At 43.1% G+C, this 19,801-nt stretch carries 24 protein-coding genes; 13 read left to right on the top strand and 11 right to left on the bottom strand.

Annotation, left to right across the window (positions count from 1 at the left end):
• Nucleotides 1–272: 272 nt before the first annotated feature.
• Complete coding sequence (locus QSH61_RS05345; protein ID WP_227387324.1) at nt 273–431, bottom strand: hypothetical protein; 159 nt, start codon at nt 429–431, stop codon at nt 273–275.
• 350 nt (nt 432–781) lie between these two features.
• Between QSH61_RS05345 and QSH61_RS05340 the strand changes: the two genes are divergently transcribed.
• Nucleotides 782–1,753 carry a transposase gene (locus QSH61_RS05340; RefSeq protein WP_211868213.1) on the top strand — a complete coding sequence of 324 codons (972 nt, stop codon included), beginning with the start codon at nt 782–784 and terminating at the stop codon, nt 1,751–1,753.
• Between the two features lie 340 nt (nt 1,754–2,093).
• Here the strand turns inward: QSH61_RS05340 and QSH61_RS05335 are convergent, their stop codons facing one another.
• Both QSH61_RS05335 and QSH61_RS05330 read right to left on the bottom strand, forming a co-directional pair.
• The gene (locus tag QSH61_RS05335) at nt 2,094–2,507 is read right to left on the bottom strand and encodes a hypothetical protein (protein WP_206473665.1); all 414 of its coding nucleotides are present in this window, start codon (nt 2,505–2,507) and stop codon (nt 2,094–2,096) included.
• Between the two features lie 282 nt (nt 2,508–2,789).
• Nucleotides 2,790–2,984, bottom strand: coding sequence for a hypothetical protein (locus QSH61_RS05330; protein ID WP_286123397.1), 195 nt, complete (start codon nt 2,982–2,984; stop codon nt 2,790–2,792).
• A gap of 134 nt (nt 2,985–3,118) precedes the next feature.
• Between QSH61_RS05330 and QSH61_RS05325 the strand changes: the two genes are divergently transcribed.
• A complete protein-coding gene (locus tag QSH61_RS05325; RefSeq protein ID WP_286123395.1) occupies nt 3,119–3,448 on the top strand; it encodes a hypothetical protein in 330 nt (109 codons plus the stop codon).
• 32 nt (nt 3,449–3,480) lie between these two features.
• Here QSH61_RS05325 and QSH61_RS05320 read toward each other — a convergent pair whose 3' ends face one another.
• Both QSH61_RS05320 and QSH61_RS05315 read right to left on the bottom strand, forming a co-directional pair.
• Nucleotides 3,481–4,008: a cytochrome b gene (locus tag QSH61_RS05320; RefSeq protein WP_174170772.1), complete on the bottom strand. Its 528-nt coding sequence runs from the start codon at nt 4,006–4,008 to the stop codon at nt 3,481–3,483.
• Nucleotides 4,001–5,011, bottom strand: coding sequence for a catalase family peroxidase (locus QSH61_RS05315; RefSeq protein ID WP_174170773.1), 1,011 nt, complete (start codon nt 5,009–5,011; stop codon nt 4,001–4,003). The genes QSH61_RS05320 and QSH61_RS05315 overlap by 8 nt, the downstream gene beginning before the upstream one ends.
• A 266-nt stretch (nt 5,012–5,277) precedes the next feature.
• On the opposite strand from QSH61_RS05315, the gene QSH61_RS05310 reads away from it, so the two are divergent.
• The 5 genes from QSH61_RS05310 (at nt 5,278) to QSH61_RS05290 (ending at nt 10,469) form a co-directional block, all read left to right on the top strand.
• On the top strand, nt 5,278–6,699 hold the full coding sequence (locus QSH61_RS05310) for a DEAD/DEAH box helicase (RefSeq protein WP_174170774.1): 1,422 nt from the start codon (nt 5,278–5,280) through the stop codon (nt 6,697–6,699).
• Between the two features lie 94 nt (nt 6,700–6,793).
• Nucleotides 6,794–7,603, top strand: coding sequence for a fascin domain-containing protein (locus QSH61_RS05305; protein WP_206473660.1), 810 nt, complete (start codon nt 6,794–6,796; stop codon nt 7,601–7,603).
• A gap of 98 nt (nt 7,604–7,701) precedes the next feature.
• A complete protein-coding gene (gene dbpA / locus QSH61_RS05300) occupies nt 7,702–9,090 on the top strand; it encodes an ATP-dependent RNA helicase DbpA (RefSeq protein WP_206473658.1) in 1,389 nt (462 codons plus the stop codon).
• Nucleotides 9,091–9,269: 179 nt separating this feature from the next.
• Nucleotides 9,270–9,899, top strand: coding sequence for an SDR family oxidoreductase (locus QSH61_RS05295; RefSeq protein ID WP_206473657.1), 630 nt, complete (start codon nt 9,270–9,272; stop codon nt 9,897–9,899).
• A gap of 399 nt (nt 9,900–10,298) precedes the next feature.
• Nucleotides 10,299–10,469, top strand: coding sequence for a hypothetical protein (locus QSH61_RS05290; RefSeq protein WP_099642116.1), 171 nt, complete (start codon nt 10,299–10,301; stop codon nt 10,467–10,469).
• Nucleotides 10,470–10,530: 61 nt separating this feature from the next.
• On the opposite strand, the gene QSH61_RS05285 is transcribed toward QSH61_RS05290, so the two are convergent.
• Together QSH61_RS05285 and QSH61_RS05280 are read right to left on the bottom strand one after the other, a co-directional pair.
• Entirely contained in the window at nt 10,531–11,517 is a 987-nt protein-coding gene (locus tag QSH61_RS05285; RefSeq protein ID WP_206473656.1) for a tetratricopeptide repeat protein, read from the bottom strand.
• Nucleotides 11,517–12,263: a hypothetical protein gene (locus QSH61_RS05280; protein WP_174170779.1), complete on the bottom strand. Its 747-nt coding sequence runs from the start codon at nt 12,261–12,263 to the stop codon at nt 11,517–11,519. Before QSH61_RS05280 ends, QSH61_RS05285 begins: the two co-directional genes overlap by 1 nt.
• Before the next feature lie 192 nt (nt 12,264–12,455).
• Here QSH61_RS05280 and QSH61_RS05275 point away from each other — a divergent pair, with 192 nt between their 5' ends.
• Both QSH61_RS05275 and QSH61_RS05270 read left to right on the top strand, forming a co-directional pair.
• A complete protein-coding gene (locus QSH61_RS05275) occupies nt 12,456–13,550 on the top strand; it encodes a sensor histidine kinase (protein WP_248298758.1) in 1,095 nt (364 codons plus the stop codon).
• A gap of 11 nt (nt 13,551–13,561) precedes the next feature.
• Entirely contained in the window at nt 13,562–14,203 is a 642-nt protein-coding gene (locus QSH61_RS05270) for a response regulator (RefSeq protein WP_206473654.1), read from the top strand.
• Between the two features lie 55 nt (nt 14,204–14,258).
• On the opposite strand, the gene QSH61_RS05265 is transcribed toward QSH61_RS05270, so the two are convergent.
• Nucleotides 14,259–14,507: a DUF3297 family protein gene (locus tag QSH61_RS05265; RefSeq protein WP_102056316.1), complete on the bottom strand. Its 249-nt coding sequence runs from the start codon at nt 14,505–14,507 to the stop codon at nt 14,259–14,261.
• Nucleotides 14,508–14,639: 132 nt separating this feature from the next.
• Entirely contained in the window at nt 14,640–14,963 is a 324-nt protein-coding gene (locus QSH61_RS05260; RefSeq protein WP_010607258.1) for a DUF7709 family protein, read from the bottom strand.
• 95 nt (nt 14,964–15,058) lie between these two features.
• Here QSH61_RS05260 and QSH61_RS05255 point away from each other — a divergent pair, with 95 nt between their 5' ends.
• Nucleotides 15,059–15,244 (top strand): hypothetical protein, encoded by a 186-nt coding sequence (locus QSH61_RS05255; protein ID WP_010607259.1) that lies wholly within the window; start codon nt 15,059–15,061, stop codon nt 15,242–15,244.
• A gap of 39 nt (nt 15,245–15,283) precedes the next feature.
• On the opposite strand, the gene QSH61_RS05250 is transcribed toward QSH61_RS05255, so the two are convergent.
• Nucleotides 15,284–15,697: a GNAT family N-acetyltransferase gene (locus tag QSH61_RS05250; RefSeq protein WP_029215910.1), complete on the bottom strand. Its 414-nt coding sequence runs from the start codon at nt 15,695–15,697 to the stop codon at nt 15,284–15,286.
• A gap of 99 nt (nt 15,698–15,796) precedes the next feature.
• On the opposite strand from QSH61_RS05250, the gene QSH61_RS05245 reads away from it, so the two are divergent.
• The gene (locus tag QSH61_RS05245; protein WP_010607261.1) at nt 15,797–16,636 is read left to right on the top strand and encodes an SPFH domain-containing protein; all 840 of its coding nucleotides are present in this window, start codon (nt 15,797–15,799) and stop codon (nt 16,634–16,636) included.
• Between the two features lie 71 nt (nt 16,637–16,707).
• Here the strand turns inward: QSH61_RS05245 and QSH61_RS05240 are convergent, their stop codons facing one another.
• A complete protein-coding gene (locus QSH61_RS05240) occupies nt 16,708–17,820 on the bottom strand; it encodes a TRAP transporter substrate-binding protein (RefSeq protein ID WP_029215912.1) in 1,113 nt (370 codons plus the stop codon).
• Nucleotides 17,821–17,988: 168 nt separating this feature from the next.
• Here QSH61_RS05240 and QSH61_RS05235 point away from each other — a divergent pair, with 168 nt between their 5' ends.
• Nucleotides 17,989–18,897, top strand: coding sequence for a hypothetical protein (locus tag QSH61_RS05235; protein ID WP_010607263.1), 909 nt, complete (start codon nt 17,989–17,991; stop codon nt 18,895–18,897).
• Between the two features lie 155 nt (nt 18,898–19,052).
• A complete protein-coding gene (locus tag QSH61_RS05230; protein WP_206473653.1) occupies nt 19,053–19,685 on the top strand; it encodes a hypothetical protein in 633 nt (210 codons plus the stop codon).
• The last annotated feature ends 116 nt before the right edge of the window (nt 19,686–19,801 follow it).

The following is a 19,801-nucleotide window of genomic DNA, read 5'->3' as shown; positions in this document are numbered from 1 at the left end:
TATAACATATCAACCAAAAAAGAGTAAAACGTTAAAAGCCATACTACAAAAGAGTGTTCGATACAAAGCCCAACATATAAAAGTGACGTATATTTAAAGCACTCAGAGAGTCAATCTCTACTTGTCGTGATTTTTCTGTGTTGTAGCAAGTAAACGCAAAGGCACTTTGGAAGGTGTTTGATAAAATAGGAATGCACTGAATTACAATTCATAAGTTTGAGATTCTGAACAAACCTATGAATTGATGAGTAATCGCCAACTATGGAGCAAGGTTACGCGTTACACCCCATAGTTTCACACTCTGGATACGCAGATGGACAATGCGTTGTCCCACAAAAATAAAAGTCTGTATAACCTCGATTATAACCACCAGCAATTTGCAAAGTGACATTTTTAACAACGTGGCTATTGTCTTTATTGAGTACTTTCATGTTCCTTTTCTTAAGGCTTAGTTTCATTTTATTTCCTCGATAATCATTGTTTAAAGTTTCCAAATCGGAAACTACTAATGGCTATACTGGCAGCGGAGAAACAAAAAATCAACATGTAAAACACTTATTAAACATATTAATAATGTGATCTCCAAGCCTAAACAATGCTGTAATGTGGCAAGCGCTAAAAGCCCCATGTATGAGCACTTTTGACTCCCTATGAATTAAATAGCTGTTAAATAGCTGACACCCACCACTGTTAAATAGCTGACACCCACCACTAATTTGCACCTTCTTAAGATTCCGCCTACGCTTTAATTTTGCACTCAAAGGATTGAGGAAACCAAACTATGGCAACTGCTCGTAAAAAACAAATCAGTTTAACCGACACCAAATATTATCACTGTATCTCCCGCTGCGTAAGGCGCGCCTTTCTGTGCGGTGAAGATAAATTTACTGGAAAATCATATGAACACCGCCGGGATTGGGTTGAAGAAAAGCTCCTGATGCTGGGCTCCGTGTTTTGTATTGATATCTGTGCTTATGCCGTGATGAGTAATCACACCCACATTGTTTTATATGTTGATGATAAAAAGGCTAAGTGTCTGTCGGATAAAGCGATTGTGATACGGTGGCACAAGCTGTTTAAAGGCAATTGGATAACCCATAAGCTCGTTGAGGGAGAACCACTCAATGAATCGGAACAATTGATATTCGATGAGCATGTCGCCAAGTACAGGGAAAGGCTCGCAGATATTAGCTGGTTTATGCGAGTGCTTAACGAAGACATCGCCCGCCGAGCAAATAAAGAAGATAATTGTACAGGCCGTTTTTGGGAAGGACGGTTTAAATCCCAAGCATTACTGGATGAGGCCGCATTGGCAGCTTGTCTCGCTTACGTAGACTTAAACCCCATTAGAGCCAAAATCGCAGCAACGCCTGAGACCTCAGACTACACCAGCATCAAAAAACGCATCGACCACGCTAAGCTGGGCAAACAACCAAAAAGCCTACTACGCTTTGCTGGTAGCCCACGAAAACATATGCCTAAAGGCCTGCCCTTTGAATTCAAGTCCTATATTGAATTAGTTGAGCTCACGGGCAAATGTATTCGCGCCGATAAACGCGGTTATATCAACGAAGCGCAACCTATTCTTACTCGATTAAATATAGAGCCTGAAAACTGGATAAAACTCACTACGCAGTTTTCTCGGGTATTCCACGGTGCTGTTGGTCGAGAGCGAACAATAACCGCTTACTGTGAAACACTGCAAAAACGACGACGGACAAACCTAACAAACTGTGAGCGCTTGTTGGCTTAGCAGAGCAAGCTTTTCAACTCTAGAATTTCTTACTGTTGTATTTACAGCGCCTTGTCGTGCGCGATAAACCTGTTTTGTTGAATAGATACGCCTGAGCGCTAAAAATTAGCCTATCTATAAACGTTTTTGACCAAAGTGGTTGAAGTATTTTTATACTTTTTTACTTCACTTCCTCAGCTTGGATATTAATAGTGATGGATGTCACTTATTTCTTACTTATTTCTTTTATCTATTTATTAGCTTTCATTGGCCAACTCAATTTGACCACTATTTTTAACCTCAGATGCAGCCTAAATTTGATAAGTCTTTAACTGGCTTTTTAAAGCCTTCAACTTTGCTTCTAGATCACCGTAGATATCCGCATCCTCATTAAAAAAATAGTGTTACGCGTTAAATAGTCCACCGCGCCTTTGGATTGCTTGACGAGTTCTGAGCTAGCAATCGAGTTTGAATCCAGCTTCTCTTTGAGAAGGGATGCAAAACAGCTCGCTATCTCAGAAGTGTCGAATGGTTCATGATCTGTTTTCATTAGGAAGTCAATGAAGAAGTAAAAGTACGTATTAAATAACACATTAGGCATAACTCTTAGTTCATTTGCCCTTTCAATTACGCTGCGAGAAAATGCTGCTGAAATAGACTCGTTAGACTGGTTAAAAAACGTATTTTTGGCATAAGCTAAATCGGGATCACAGCCATAACCTGAAAGCTGCTCTTGCCATATACTTTCGATTGATTGTGTTTCTGTATTATTCATAAAACCTCTTAATAAAAAGAGTAGAAAGCCTACTCCTGCAGCAATTGATAATTAAGGCTAGTCAAACATGCAGCCGATTTATAGTGATGGGTGTCATTGATTTATTCTTTCTTGTTTTCTGTTTTTGATGCAAATAGTAGTGGGTGTCCCTTGTTTTTCGTAGTGGGTGTCACTTGCTTTTTCGCTTGCTGATGAATCGTAGTGGGTGTCACTTGCTTTTCTTGCTTTGATGCAAATAGTAGTGGGTGTCACATGTTTTTCATAGTGATGGGTGTCATTGATTTATTCTTTCTTGTTTTCTGTTTTTGATGCAAATAGTAGTGGGTGTCCCTTGTTTTTCGTAGTGGGTGTCACTTGCTTTTTCGCTTGCTGATGAATCGTAGTGGGTGTCACTTGCTTTTCTTGTTCGCTTGCTGATGAATCGTAGTGGGTGTCACTTGCTTTTCTTGCTTTGATGCAAATAGTAGTGGGTGTCACATGTTTTTCATAGTGATGGGTGTCATTGATTTATTCTTTCTTGTTTTCTGTTTTTGATGCAAATAGTAGTGGGTGTCCCTTGTTTTTCGTAGTGGGTGTCACTTGCTTTTTCGCTTGCTGATGAATCGTAGTGGGTGTCACTTGCTTTTCTTGCTACTTGCTTTTCTTGCTTTTTCGCTTGTTTTTTCGACACAGATATTGCACCTGACTATTGTGACGCAGTTATTGATCTGTTTTTACTTGCGACGACTCCACTTCGATGTGACGGCCCATTTGATTTCGCTAATAGCCAACTGAGTAAAGGGCTCAGTGAAAAAGGGCTAGCGTTGAATGGCAGCTCTAACGAGTGGCATACTCCACCTGTAGATGCGTTGTTTATTCACCGCAAACTGGCGGGGTTATATTTAATCGCAGTAAAATTACAAGCTAAGGTAGACTTAACAGCACTGCAAGCATACTTATAATAACGGCCTGCCAGTAAGCAGGCCTTGGGTCATTACAACATGCTTTTTAGCACGCCATCTTTTCTTATAAAGTGATGATAAAGCGCCGCTCCAATATGAACTGCAAGTACTGCAATCAGTAGCAATACAGCAAAACCATGTCCTTCGCGAAATACAGCAAAGTATTCGATGTAAGGCACCATTGCGGCTGGAATGGTGAAAAAGTCGAACACCACTATTGGTCGCGCTGCATAATACTGCATCAACAGGCCGCTAGTCGGTATGATTAACATCAATGCGTAAAGCAGCCAGTGGCTGAATTTGGCCAGTTTGACTTGTATTGTCGACATCCCAGATGGCAAGCTAGGTGTCGATGACTTTATTCTAATAAGAAAGCGCAATAAAAGTAGCAAAAGTGCCAGCACACCAAATGATTTATGTAGCCCAAGTAAGGTAAGCTGCCAAGGCTCAAGCGCACGTACCATCGCAAGTCCTGCAAAAATCATGGCAAAGATAAGTAATGCCATAGACCAGTGAAGCACTCTCATCGCGAGATTAAATCGTGTTATTTGATTAATCATTCACTGTCTCCTCAAGTGCGCCCATCAATTGCTCCTTAGCCCTACGGCGATAAGACTCTGCATAGGCAGCAGAGCGCGCTCTTAGAATTGGATCTTCGGTTGCTTTAACACCGCTAGGTAATATCAAGGGATCAAAATTGAGCGCATGGCAGCTCCCCGATAATTGCGGTTGCCAATGCGTTATGAAGATCTCTCCTGCATCTACCTTCGCGCGGTTACTGGGCCAAAGCTTGGCTGGATTATTTTCATCATCTTCTTGCTTGGCAAATATAAACTGCCAATTGAAGCGTACAGCTCCTTTCTCTAATCGAGTTGCAAATTCTTGCTGTAGCGCGTCTTTGCCTGTGTAAGGATTTTTACTTTCTTCATTTAATGGCAGCATTTTCCAGCGAATAGCCTGACGCTGCGCTTTTTCATCAACCAAATAAAACGCATTAATACTATGATAAGTCTCAAGGGCAAAACTCGAGCTTGGCGTGTAACTCGCTTTCCATGCCAAAAAATCCGCACTCTCAGGGTGCCCAGCAAAAAAGTCTTTTACTGCCTCTTTGCCCTGCTTCAGAGCAACAATTTGCTGATAAAAATCATGCGGATTCGTTACCGCCATCACTGGAGGCGTATTCATCGCAATATTCCAACGCTGAGCACCTGTTACGAAGCTCAGCGCAAAGCTCCTTACTGGTGCAGTCAACTCCGCAGCGTGCGGATTATTTCCAGCAATGGACAATCGACCAATAAATGGATGCGTGCCGGCTTTAAAAACGGTTGCGTCTGAGTACTGAGATAGCCGCCCATTCGATTTAAACTCTCCTGACACACAAATCCCTTTTGCGTGTGCCCTACGAAACCCAGGGAAGTGGTTTTGTCCTTGTTGCAAATCGACAAATTGCTGGGCGGTGACTTGCTCGGTTTGCGCTTGTGTTAATGGTGAAAGTAACAACGCAACAGCAAGGCTCGCAACATAAAACCCCTTTTCTAACAAGGATACAGATGTGTATTTCACAAAACGGCTCCTAAGTTAACCCAGTTTGTCGAATTAGTGACTTATATACAGCGCAAACTGGTCGTGAATAACTAATGCCATCAATAGACCTGTAGTACGAACGTTTCCTTTCACTTATTTTGTATGTAATCCTGATGTTTACGCTATGCTTTGTTATCTACCCGCCTATCGTTATTTAACTTGAGGCTATTTAACATCACGGCGAAATTGCTTAAGCGGAGTAAATACTGTACTCTTGCCCGCCGCCCAATACAGAGTACAAAATCATGAGCTTTAGCCACCTAGGTTTAGCCCCAGAAATAAATCAAGCCGTTGTCGAACAAGGTTACGACAAACCGACTCCCATTCAAGAGCAAGCCATTCCTGCTATTTTAGAAGGCAGAGACGTGATGGCTGCGGCGCAAACGGGAACGGGTAAAACAGCGGGCTTTACATTACCTTTGTTGCAAAAGCTGATTGCCGGTACTAAGCCACGTGCGAACAATGTACGCGCGTTAATTCTAACGCCAACCAGAGAGCTTGCTGACCAAGTATGGCAAAGTGTTTCGCTGTACAGTAAACACCTACCTATCAGCTCTGAAGTCGTTTACGGCGGTGTGAAGATCAATCCGCAAATGATGAAGCTGCGTAAAGGCATTGATGTTTTAGTAGCAACACCTGGGCGATTACTCGACCTTTACCAGCAAAATGCTGTCAAATTTGATGACCTTGAAGTACTAGTATTGGATGAAGCCGACCGTATGCTAGACATGGGCTTTATTCACGATATCAAGCGCATCATCAAAGTATTGCCAAGCCGCAGACAAAACTTGATGTTCTCTGCCACTTTCTCTGAAGAAATTAGAGCCTTGGCGAAAGGGCTAATTCATGATCCAGTAGAGATTTCTGTGGCACCAGCAAACAGCACCGCAAAAAGCGTGACTCAGTGGGTGTACCCGGTAGACAAAAGTAAACGCACCAACTTACTCAAGCATTTAGTGCAAACGCATGATTGGCAACAAGTGTTGGTATTCACCCGCACAAAACACGGTGCCAACCGCTTGGTAAAGGATCTAGAAAAAGACAAGATCAATGCCGCAGCAATCCATGGTAATAAAAGCCAAAGCGCTCGCATGAAAGCCCTTGCTGGCTTTAAAAATGGTGAAGTGCGTGTACTTGTTGCCACTGATATTGTAGCAAGGGGCTTGGATATTCAAGAGCTGCCTCATGTCGTGAACTTTGACCTGCCAAATGTTTACGAAGATTATGTTCACCGTATCGGCAGAACAGGCCGCGCTGGTGCGACAGGTGAAGCTATCTCGTTTGTTACCCAAGAGACCGCAAGCGACTTATTTGGCATTGAACGATTAATTCAACAGCTGGTGCCACGTAAAGTGGAGCCAGGGTTTGAGCCGCAACTTGCCGTACCTGAGTCAAAATTAGATACACGCCCAATCAAGCCGAAAAAGCCAAAGAAACCTAAAAAGCCAAAGGCGACAGACGCTGAGCAAACACCTTCCGCTCAGCCGAAAAACAAACCTAAGCAAAATTCAGGTCCTCGCAACAATAAGCCAAGTGGCAACGGTAAACCTGCTGGTAATAACAATGGCAACCGCAGACGCCGTCCATCATCGTCTGCAAACAAGCCAAAGAGCCAACACGCTGGAGAAAAGCGTACACCACGTCAGAAGCCCACTTCTGGCAATTAATGGTGTAAGCAGGTGTAATAGCATTTGCAACTCCTTCTCCTAAGCTAAAAGGGCTGTTAATCGTAACAGCTTTTTTAGTCAAAGGAGCTAGACAATGAATATCTTGAAATTGATACTGTTCACATTGTTTGGTAGTACATTTTTAGCGCACGCTGGTACGCAATATGTGACCCAAGCTGCGAGCAATATCACAGAAACCTCCGCTCAATTAAACGGCTATTCCGCCTCTACTATTGGTTTAAGTGGAGAAACGTTTGATTATGGCCCAACTACTAACTACGGCTACAGCGTACTCGCAACACCGGGTGGTGTGAATGGCCCGGTTAGCGCACAAATAGCGAACCTAGATTGCGGCAGCGAATATCATTTTCGTTTTCGAGGAGATCCAAAGCCACCTCGCACCACCATTCAAGGGGAAGACTTAACCTTCACTACAGCCCCATGTGGCCCGACGATTTTTACTAATGTGTCGTTTGAAACCGGCGGACAATATTACTTCGTTGCAGAAAACAATGGCGGTAATACAGTAAACGCCAATCGTATTGCGATTGGCCCTTGGGAGCGGTTTAATCTTATCGATGTCAACGGCGGTAACCTGTTTGATGGCGACACCGTCCATATTCAAACAGCCACTGGCTATTACTTTGTTGCAGAGCAAGGTGGTGGCGCTGAGTTAAATGCCAATCGAACGGTGGCTTCTATTTGGGAAACCTTCACGATTGAGCTGCCGAATAACCCCGGTGCTTTGATCCAAAATGGCGATAAAGTGGCGCTTAAGTCAATCAATGGTCACTATATCCAAGCCGCAGGTAATGGTAGCGCGGGAGCCAATGTGCATCCTACCGTCATAGGCTGTAATGCCACTTATCCCTGTTCATGGGAAATGTTTAAGATTATTTTTTAACGCACTTGGCCGTGGTAAAAATTTTATCACGGCCTTACACGCGCTATCCGTTCGAGCCATGTTATAATTGCTGTTTTAGAACTACAGAGACAGCGACTTTGACTCAGCCACTTTTTTCAAGTACCTCACTTTCCAGCGCCTTACTCGATAACCTCGCGTCATTGGGGTATCACACCATGACTGACATTCAAGCACAAACCTTACCGCTTATCTTGGCGGGTAAAGATGTCATTGGCCAAGGTAAAACGGGCTCAGGTAAAACCGCCGCTTTCTCTTTAGGACTATTACATAATTTAAACGTGAAACGCTTTCGCGTGCAGGCGCTTGTGGTATGCCCAACTCGAGAGCTTGCCGATCAGGTTGCGGCTGAAATTCGCAAGCTTGCCCGTGCAGTTCATAACATCAAAGTGTTAGCGCTGTGCGGTGGTGCACCTATGGGTCCACAAATTGGCTCTCTTGAACACGGTGCGCACATCATTGTGGGTACGCCAGGGCGTATTGAAGAGCACCTCCGCAAAGGCCGTTTGTCACTAGATGAAGTGAATACCTTTGTACTGGATGAAGCGGATCGCATGTTAGAGATGGGTTTTGAAGAGTCGCTGCAGTGCATCATAGATCACTGCCCTACAGCACGCCAAAACCTGTTATTTAGTGCAACTTACCCGCCAAAAATAGAGCAGCTCGCGCAGCACATCATGAAAGATGCAGCCAAAGTCACGGTTGAAGCAACGCATGATGATAGCTCAATTGAACAATACTTTTACGAAGTCGACAACAACGATGCGCGATTGCCTGCGGTACAAAAGCTGTTAATGCAATTTCAACCAAACTCAGCGGTTATCTTCTGCAATACCAAGGTAGAATGCCAGAACGTATGCGACAGCCTATATAGCCTAGGTTTTGATGCAGCAGCACTTCACGGTGACTTAGAGCAAAAAGACCGTGACCGCACATTGGTTCGTTTTGCGAATAAGAGCGTGACCATTTTATTGGCAACGGATGTCGCAGCCCGGGGTATCGACGTCGACCATGTAGATATGGTGATCAACTACCATATCGCCCATGACCCAGAAGTGCATGTTCACCGCGTTGGCAGAACCGGACGTGCAGGCAATAAAGGCGTGGCATGCTCTTTAATGAGTTATAAAGAATCGCATAAAGTAAATGCCCTCGAAGACTATTTAGGTAAGACAATTGAGCCCAATACCCTGCCAAGCGACCAAGTGTTAAATAACAAAATTAACCGAGCGCCGATGGTAACCATTCAAATCGACGGCGGTAAAAAAGCGAAATTAAGACCGGGTGATATCTTAGGTGCACTGACCTCAAATCAAGCGTTAAAAGGTGAGCAAATCGGTAAGATAAAAGTCACAGCTATGTCATCGTATGTTGCGGTTGAGCGTAGTATTGCCAACGTGGCGCTTAAAACAATCTCAGAAGGAAAAATGAAAGGCCGTAACTTTAGAGCTCGCAAAGTAACAAAGTAACAGGTCACTCTCCCCTCTCTATGGTGGTCAACTTTTCCCTGACCACCACGACTTTAGATTATCCAAGCAATTACTCGCCTATTAATAACCTATTTGTAACCTATTTCCACCATAGGGGTTTAAATCTGCACCATGACCCCAAGGTATTAGTTAAGCAAACACTTTAAAGGAGTTTATCTATGAAGACCTTAATCATTGGTGCCAGTGGTCAAATTGGAAAAATGACGACAAAGAAAATGCTGGAACAAGGCCATGACGTCGTGGCGTTAGTGCGCAATAAAAGTAAGCTAGCAGATATTGAGTCTGAACAACTCACTATCATTGAGCAAGACCTTGAAGGCGATTTTAATTCAGCCTTTGACAACGTCGAGCAGGTAATATTTAGTGCAGGTTCTGGTGGAGAGACTGAAGCGGATAAAACCCTACTTATTGATTTGTGGGCCGCCATTAAAGCCATTGACTATGCTGTGAAAGCAAACGTTAAGCATTTTATTATGGTCAGCTCTATTGGCGCCGACGATCCTGATAACATTGAAAGTGAAATCAAACCATACTTGGTAGCCAAACACATGGCCGACCAACATCTACAAAGAAGTGTCGTAAACTACACTATCGTTCGGCCAGGTGCGTTACAAAATGAACCTGCAACCGGGGGGTTCTCCACTTCACGCCCTACAAATAGAGAAGACGCCGTAATAAGTCGAGAGAATGTCGCAGACGCGCTAGTTTACCTTGCCACTCAACATCCTCAGAATCTAACGTTTGAGCTATTTAACGGCAAGCAGTCAGTCGAACAAACACTGTGCTAATAGAGTAACTATAACCTCGGGGCTTAACGCCTCGGGGCAAACTTAGGTGCTTTAATTTGGCTAAGTGTTGAGAGTATTTATCGCTCTGCCGACATAAAAAGCTTGCTTTAAAAAATGCAATTCTATATTATCCCTCCCTTGCTTTAACTTCCTCTCAAAATAAAGCAAACCTCAAGTAATGCCTCCTTGCCTTGATCCAGTAAGTCCGCATAAAAAATACAAGTAGAGCTTAATATAGTCAGGCGAAAATCAAGCCAATCAAGAAAATTGGTATAAGCTGTCATACCCGTATCGGGTTGTTGCGAGGACAGTGTCTTCTGTTCGCTAAACTGTAATGAAGCTCATCTACTATCAAAAGCATCAGCTAATTTGCTGTGCATTATAAAAGTGAGTTTTATTATGTCATATACATATAACGGAACAGAGATCCGTGTTGAGCAACCAATTCGCTCAATTTCGGTGAACAAATCTAAAGTGATCTTTGCTGACGGCACAGGCCGTAAAATCACACAATTCGCCAATGGCGGCGAAGCACGTCAATTTCTGAGCTGGTTAACTTCAGCTCAGTAATCGCTAAAACGTCGAGCTTGCTCGACGTTTGCCATCCTAATAAAACAAATGAGCTAAATACTCAGATTCGCAGCTGTCTAATCGCTTTGATTAGGTCTTTGTCGCTGATTCGCGTTGACTTTAATTTGCCGATTAACTTTTTAGCACCTAGGGTATTTCCTTGGAGCATATAGAGCTGGCTTAAACGTAACCGTGCCCAGTTTTTATCTGGACCATCTGTACTGATCTCAAGTGTTAAATACGTTTGTAATGCTGCGATCCCCTCGTCTACATTAACCTCTGAAAACACCGCCGTCCGACCAATTTGGTAAAGCCCCGCAGCGTAATGCTTTGCTTCCTTAATTACTATTAAAGTTCTAAAAAACGCAAATGCACCATCGTAATGTTTGATACTCTGCAGCGCTATTCCAGCTTTAAACAACACTGCTTCATCAATAGTTTTGCGTTCGAGCAAGGTGTTAGTATAGGTTATCAACGCTTCATCATTGCCAGTCAGCAAATAAAAGTCGATCCATAGCTTCATTGCGGCATGGGAAGATAAGGCTTCTATCGCCCTTATCTGTCGCACCGCCTTGGCCTCAGAGCCACCTGCAATGCTTGGTGCTGAAAGGTAGAAATAGAACAACCCTTGCAGCGCTTTGATATGCGTTGCGTCTTTGTCTATTGCCGCTAAAAACGCATCTTCTGTGTTGCTGGCATAACTCAGTTTTGAAAATATAGAGGCATGCTTTATCTGCTCTGCATTTACCTTGGCGTACCAATAATACTCATCCGCACTGTTAGGCTCGAGACGCAGTGCTTTTTCAAGGTACTCTTCTGCTTCATCAAATTGATTCGACGCTAACTTAACTCTGCCAAGATAATAGAACGACTCATTTGGATGCGTTTCTTGCAGCGCCAGAAAAGCTTGCTCAGCATCCACTATCGCCTGTTGCTCAAATAGTATTTTGGCATGCTCCAATGCATCGGTAATATTCGGCATCGCAAACACTTTTGGAGTTACCACTAGTATCATCATTAAACAAAGTACTTTATTCATCTGAAACATTATTTGCTCCCCCTTGCTTGACAGTGATTAAGCTGTTTTTTATAAAACAGGATGCCCAAGGTACCAACCACAGCGGGTAACAACCATGGCACTAGCTGCCAAGCCCCAGGCATTAGCTGCGCTAACCAATGACGTCCACCCACCGCAAAAAATGCCGTATATACCGCAATCCCAGCGCCTAAAATGGTACTCATATGCTCCAGCACCCACTCTCGTGGTTTGAGTGTTGGTTTAAATATGTAGAACAACATAGTAGCGACAGTAGAGAGCACAATAAGTGAAAATATTAGATAGAGCGTACTGACAAATGTAAGCGCAGTGTACAGCACTCGCCCACCTGTTGCCGCTAAGAGCCCAATTAGCAATAAATGAGACCCGCTTTTTAATCGCTCACGGTGCTGTTTAGCCGCTAAAACCAAGCTTGAATGACGAATATTTGCCAACACCAATACTGACAGCATCAGTAAAAATTCACTTAATTGACGTTGCTTCAATACCAGCTGTTGCCCTAGCGCCTGATCAATGTGTTGAGAGGGGTAACGGATCGCCAATGGGTCGTAGATCACAATTAGGCACATGACAATGCCACTGACGGAAACTAGCCACATACACCAAGTAAATATTTTTCCCCATAGTCTATGCTGTGGGCTGCCTTTTACGGTCACGACTGGAACCCAAAATACAATTAGCGCAATAGCACCAATAATTATGTGCAAATACAAAGCAAACTGATGAACAATAAGCATAACAATTTCTCTTTTACGATTTTGGTCTTTAGCTTAACGTCACTACATTTGGAGTGCCTGTCCCAGACGTCATGATGTAAAACCATGACTTTTGGCCTATAGGCACAACCTTGTTACTTTGTCATACTTAGTGAAGAAAACGGCAAGAGGACATAAGCGTTGGCATTCAGCATATTAATCGCAAATCGAGATATGAGAGATTTACTAGCGCTGATCACATGGGCAGCCCTTTTCGCTATCTCGGTATACATAACGAGTCAACAGCCTGAAGCGCCCGAAATATCTCTCTTTAGCAGCTTCTTCTGTTTCTATGCGCTTGGCTATCTCATTGGCACCTGCGAGCAATGTCAACACAAATTACGATGGCTTGCCCTAGTCCTCATGCTATTTTCAGCCTTTGCCTGTGGCTGGATCCTGCAATTTGGATACCTATCCATTCTTACCATTATCTGGGTTGCCGTTGTCGCTTATTTGCTCCCCATTCGCGTATCAGCTTGCTTCACCCTCATCATCGTATTGGCCTGGTTTACAATGCAGAGTGTAAAGCAACAGCATCTACTTTGGATTGAGGGATTACTATATGGCTTGTTTCACTTATTCGCCTTGCTATTAGCCACCACCCATCAACGAGAACAGCAAGCTAGGGTTGAGCTACAAAATCAACATGCTCAGTTGCAATCCACACAACACTTGCTTTCTGAGCTGTCGAAGCACTCTGAGCGCACCCGCATCGCGCGGGACTTACACGATCTGTTAGGTCATCACCTCACGGCACTCAGTATTAAGTTGCAAATAGCGCAAAGAATGACTGCCGACGCACCAGCCCAGCAGCAAATCCTAGAATGTCAAAGCGTAGCTAAATTACTACTCAATGATGTACGAGATGCCGTGGATATGCTCAGACAGCACAGAGATATTGATTTTCATCAATCGCTTACCTTACTACTCCAACATACTCCTGAGCTAAAAGTGCATGCAACCATTCCACAACATATTGCTGTTGACGATAGCCATATAGCACAAGTGCTGCTGCGCTGTGTTCAAGAAGCAATAACCAACAGCCTAAGACACAGTCATGCGAAGCAGTTTTGGATTGTAATGACGCAAGATGAAGAAAAGCTTTTCGTCAATATGCATGATGATGGCTATATCAGTGAACAATGGCACAAAGGGAATGGTTTAACGGGGATGTTTGAACGCGTATCTGAGTGTGGTGGCTACTTGCATCTCTATGAGCACAATCGTGCCCTACACTATAAAATTGAACTCCCGTTAACTCCACAGTAAGGACGATATTGATGAAAGTAGTCGTGGTTGACGACCAGAAACTCGTAAGAGAAGGCATTGTCACTTTATTACAATTCAACGAAGAAGTTGAAGTGATTGCCCAGTACGACAATGGTCAGACGTTACTTGATGGGCTATCAGAGGTTGCACCTGATATTATTCTACTGGATCTATCCATGCCGGTTATGAACGGTATCGCTACCTTGAAGCAGCTAAATAGTCGCGGTATAACGATCCCAGTAATAGTGTTAACAACCTTTGATGACCCCAAACTCGTTCTGGACAGCTTAAGTAATGGAGCCAAAGGCTTTGTACTCAAAGATATCGCTCTGGATTCGTTGGTGAATGCAATGAAAACCATCCTCAATGGTGAAACCTACTTTCAACCGGCAATTACAGAAACCCTATTAAAGTATGCACCAAAACTCGACAATGATTTTTCTGAGTTCAAAGCCACAGAGACGCTTAGCGTACGAGAAATAGAGGTATTGAGACTGGTTGCAAATGGTTATTCCAACAAGGAAATAGCCGAAGCCTTACACAAGTCAGAAGGCACAATCAAAAATCACGTCTCCAATTTACTTTCTAAACTGGGTGTGAGGGATAGAACCCGTGCGGTGCTATTAGCAATCGAGATGGGAATATTACAGTAGCTTAAACAAAGCGCACCAATTTACCCCTGAGCAGATTGGTGCATCGTCACGGCGCTTAGCAATAGTAAGCTTCAACCGTTCCTTTTGATTTAATTAGCAAAGGCTGACCTCGGCGATCTAGCGCTTTTGGCGCAGCGACTTTGATCCAGCCTTCACTAATGCAATACTCTTCAACATCGGTACGTTCTTTTCCATTAAAACGAATGCCAATGTGGTGCTCTAGTATTTCTTTAGCATAATGTGGGCTGCGAGGATTGATAGAAAGTCTATCTGGTAGTGCTGGTTTTTCGATTGAATCTGTCATCGTTTTTCTTCAATTATTTAAGCATGCTGTATTGTAGGTAATCCCATGCGTGCGCTCAATAGCTGAGCGTCTTATAATCGCAATTGAATTAAAAACTGTATCGATTTAAGAGCACTATGAGGTCTCTGAAGTTTAGCTAACGTTATTACTTAGAAATGCCTTGGCACATTCACCCACGTATCGACGGCCAGGATTATCTCCACTCAACCATTCTTCCACAGTAAACAGCTCAAATAGACCTATTTTACACAGCGTTGGGATTGCAAGCTTTAGCTCGTCCTCTACTTGTCCTCGCTCACCAGCATTGTAAAGGTCAATGTTATGCAACATAGTTGCTACTGTACCCGTTTGCACTCTACTACCATCTTTTAATTGTACCGATGGTAAGCACTCACCTTCTCTTACTACTTTTTGATTTACCGCAGCCAACTGCTCAGTGTTTTCTACATTTTTCATCAATATATGCTTCCTATAAATAAAATACCCATCCCCCTTGCACTCTCCACTTTTCTCGATAAGATAAACAATGAAGTTAACACAAGGAAACAAGTATGAAACTTAAATTAAACAAAAAGGCGATTAAGTCCCTTTCAAAAGATTTACAAGACTTACCAATGGCGCAAACCCCAAATATTGCAGGTGCTGGCAATCCACCTTTATACCCAGAAAGCAAGTTCGATCAAGGCTGTCCTTGGTTTACACACTTTCAGGTTCGAACTTGTCCAAATCCGTATTAATGCGCCATTGTGGGTAAGTACTCTTACCCACTAAACTTGTTATAACACCTTTACCATAAAATACTTACAGCCATCTTTAGGGTAATGTTCTTGGATCCATTGGGTCTCATAGCCATGCTTTTCATAAAATGGCATTGCCTGAAAATTTAAGGTATCGAGTAAGCATTTCACGCACCCTCTTTGTTTGGCTGCCGCTTCTAGGCTTTCTAGTATCTGTGAGCCGATATTTTGACCCCTTAGTGTCTCAGAAACCCACAAAGTATCAAGCAACAACCAGTTGCCAAAAGTACGCGCGGCTGCACCTGCAACAACCTCTCCAGACTCACCCTTTACTTCAACCGCCAATGGAAGACGCTCTGTGACCTCCCAATTAGCCCAGTTAAACTCGCTAATTTTACTACTTAAAAAATCGACAAATTGTTGCTCAGGATTTTCTACCACGGATATTTTCACTACTGCGCTCCGGTTGATATCGTTGAACTAAGGTAATTGTTGTTCGCTTTAGTATTGTCACCTATCATAGCGAACAAAGTACCTATAAAGGAATCATCTATGATGAAATCAAAATCTAGCATTGGAAGCTCAATTATATCTATTATCGTGATTGGCATTGTGTTACTTTTTTCCATCACATCTTGCACTAACCCCAGCACACCCGCAGGACATGAAGGCTATGTTTTTGAGCAACCTAGATTTTTTGGTTCTGGTGGTTACCAAGGTAGCTTAATCGGTCCGAGCAACTATGGTTTTTCCCCGCTTAGAAATCAAGTCGTCAATATCGATATGCGTCCAAACACGTATACCGAGCGCTTTGAGATCTTAGCCAAGGATGACTTGAATATCAGTTTTGATTTTCATGCCGTCATTGCAATTAAACCAGGTACAGTAAAAGATGTCGTCGAAAATTATGGTGCAGAGAACTGGTATCAGCGTTTTGTTCGCGAAACTTTCAGAACCTATGTTCGCGACGAAGTCCAACAATACGACAGCGGCGCATTAAAAAGCAAACGCGAACAAATTGCTGAAATCGTCACAAAACGTTTAAAAGGCTACCTACAGTTAGCGCCATTTGATATCAAGCAAGTGGTGATCGGTAACATTAATTATCCAGATATCGTAGCCAATGCTGTAGAAAAGAAACTCGCTGCGCAACAGCTGCTAGCAGAAAAAGAAACTCAAAAGGCCATTGCGAAAAAAGATGCGGAAATTCGGATTGAAGAAGCAAAAGGTATCGCTGAAGCGCAAAAGATCATCAACGCCACACTTACTGCAAACTACTTACAACATGAAGCGATAAATGCGCAGCTAAAAATGGCAGAATCTCCTAACCATACAACGGTTTATATTCCGGTTGGCACCAACGGCATTCCACTGGTTAAAGAGAGTCGATAACAAAGTACCAATAATTCGTTTGAGTTGGGAGTAACAATAGCGAGAAGGTCAGTTGTTGCTCTCAACCAGGGTTATTGAGTAAACTCTTTTTCTGTCGCATTTACCAGCTGTTGAAATGCGCGAGTACTGCCAAGTAGCTCTCGCTTTACCTTGTTCCACTGTGCATTGTGATGACCAAACTTTAATTGCCATTCGCGCTTTTCGTCCACACTTAAAGGGTGCAGCTTTGCGCCCAAGGCCATGAGCTCGCGCTCACAGCGTTTTTGCAGTTGCTCAATCTGCGCAATATGAGTATGAAATGTTTGCTTACTCGCGTCCTCGATTTCCCCTTTTAAGCGCAGTGGCAAACTATCTAACCAATGCTGATTTGCGACGGTCACCCAAGCATCGGGGACACTTTCGAGTAAAGCTACCTGCCCTATCTCGTTTTTAAGCAGATCAGGACCTGCGAACAAACCAATAACGCTAGGGTCAATAACCTCTATATGTTTTGTTCTTGCCATTTTGGCCACTTGCGCCCAAGGCACATCAATAACATTTGCCGACGTCATACTGTAAAAATGACTCAAAACCCTAGAAGCAGGTACTCTTAGCACCACTCCTTTGAGTTTTTCAGGCAAGTTAATTAAGCGGTTGAACTGTTTTGTGCTTGTTAATGTGCGACCCCCAACGAGATGATGCATTAAGATATTCAGTTTTCCTTGTTCACTAATAGGCTTAATAACAAGTGACTGCCATTGTGGCGAACAAATTAGATTGAGAAACGCGCGATTTGAGCTCGCCCAAAATGGGATATTAAGGATATCTAGCACAGGTAACGCCCGAGACAGATTTGACACAGAGATAAGTGCGGCCTCCACATGTCCACGAGTCACTGCCGCCATTAACTCGCGGCCACTTCCAAGCGCGCCACTATGGTGAACATCAACATAGATTTTACCGCGAGTCATAGACTCAACATTCTTCTTAAACACTTGATGCATGTGCGGGATAAAGTCACTTTGATCCGCAGGGTATGGGGAAGCTAATCTTAAAATATGGAGGGCAGCACTGCGCTTAGCCCTTTCTTGTTCTCGTTCATCTTCTGAGAGTAAATTTAGTGCAAGTACTTGGCTAACCGGAAATGAAGCACTCAAACATGCCGCTAGTGAAGCTTCAAGAAATTGACGTCTACTCTTGGACATGGCAGTACAACCTAAATTCCATACCTCAATTAAAGATAGCTGTTTGCTTTGCTGTTTCAACCTATAGTTACATAGCTTTAGCCGCACCTATCACAAAATTCATGCTCCTCTTGCAATTGCTAACAGCGCCAGTCTATCTTCTAATTTATGGAAAATGGAGCCTTATCTATGCGTATGCCTCTTTGCTTTTTTGCTGTTCATTGTGCTCTGAGCTTCAGTGTGCTGGGATGTGAATTAGCTGTTGTAGCAAAAACGATTGCCGTCATCCCTTCAGTTTCAAAACCTGATTGCTATTTTTCACAGGATAAAAATGCAAACCTGCGCCCAGTGCGACAATATGTAGAACCTCTAACGCCAAACTATCCAGATGCTGCAATACCTCTCAATTTCGATAAGGTTCAGTCAGCCTGTAAACTGAAGAGTGACACCATCCATTGCCAGTTTGCTGACCGACAAGGCGCTTTGCCTTTAGTTAGTCAATACCAACGAGGTCGGTTAAGCTATGATCAGTGGCGCGTAGACAACCACTATTTTATTGGATGGACCTCGCACGACCCAGAAAGACCTGCCGGATTTATGGTATTATCCACCACCAAACCCGCTTATTGGTTACCAGTGGAAGATGCTTGTAAAGCAAGGCTCAGCACACGAGTCGTGACGCTTAATAGCAAAGAGAATCTCTGTCTGAATCATCAGGGTATTTGGCAGCGCAGTAACACACAGTCACTACCTGCGCCTTGTGAAAACCCATACTCTGTTGCTACCGATAAAAATGGGGTGTGGGCTTTGCAGCTAAACAATGAAAATCAAAGCTGGAATATTTGCCACTTTGATCACGCATTACAACTCGTGAAAGCATATCAATATCAACTTGATATACCGCAATCGCTAGCGCCATACAAGCTTGTACCTACGTCTTTTTCTCAGGTTACCGCCTTATTCGGCGAATATGACAATGCGCCAGCATACGCATTTGATATTAGCGCTGTTGAGCCTATGTTTCTATCAGCCTTCCCAAGCTCAATACGTCGCATACAAATCCCACTTACACGAGCTAAATATCGGTTAAGCGAATGACTCAATAAAATACGTGGTGGGACTTCTTTAGCTTTAATTAGGAAATATGAACAAGCCCAAACCAAACAAATTATATTCATTTCATTTACATATGTAAACAAGTGTGAAATGATACCAAACTTCTTTGTTCATATTTTAATTAAAGGACTTATACTATGAAAAATAAACATATCTTGCCGGTCGCGGCTTTAATACTCTCACCGTTAGTACAAGCAAATAACTCGGGTTACTATATTACTGATGTCGATGTATATAAGTATGGTGAACGTGCAACTATGGTTCCTGAGCAAAACCCAATCCCAATGTTAATTCCTGATCACGTTTTAGTTGGTATTGGTGCTCGAGCTGGAAACACAACGGTAACTACCGTCACCTTGTGGTATCGTCAAATATTAGGCAATGGTGAATTTAGTCCGATTTACAGCAAAAACTACGGCAGCAAACCAAGTCACGAGCTTGAATGTCAGTACGTAAATACATCCGACAATATCGCAATTACAGGTATGGAGTGGCGCATCAATGGTTCAGATGATATTGCAGCGCTGCGGGTGAGTTACCGAAAATTTGATAGTCAAGGAAATCTAGGCTCTGAGATATTCTACGGTACGGGAGTTAAATCAACGAACCAATCAAAAACTTGCTATGACCCTGGAAGTGGCGGTATTGAAGTTTCATATTTCCCACCAGCATCAGGTAATAACTCTGTTGTTACAGGTGTTGGTCTTGTTAATCACAATGAAAACATGGATTCAATGTGGCTATATCGCGGAAACTATGTAAACAGATAATAAAGTGTATTCTTTTCTGATTGAATAAGATCTTTACGCCACGAGCAAATTAATCATCATAAAGCGTTCGTGGCTTATGCTAACACAATGTTTGAACTAAAATTAAAACAACTAAA

Origin of the sequence: Pseudoalteromonas sp. JC3 (assembly GCF_030291895.1) — a bacterium.
Taxonomy (GTDB): domain Bacteria; phylum Pseudomonadota; class Gammaproteobacteria; order Enterobacterales; family Alteromonadaceae; genus Pseudoalteromonas.
Note: the sequence above shows the minus strand (reverse complement) of the source record. Positions and strands in the feature narration are given on the sequence as shown.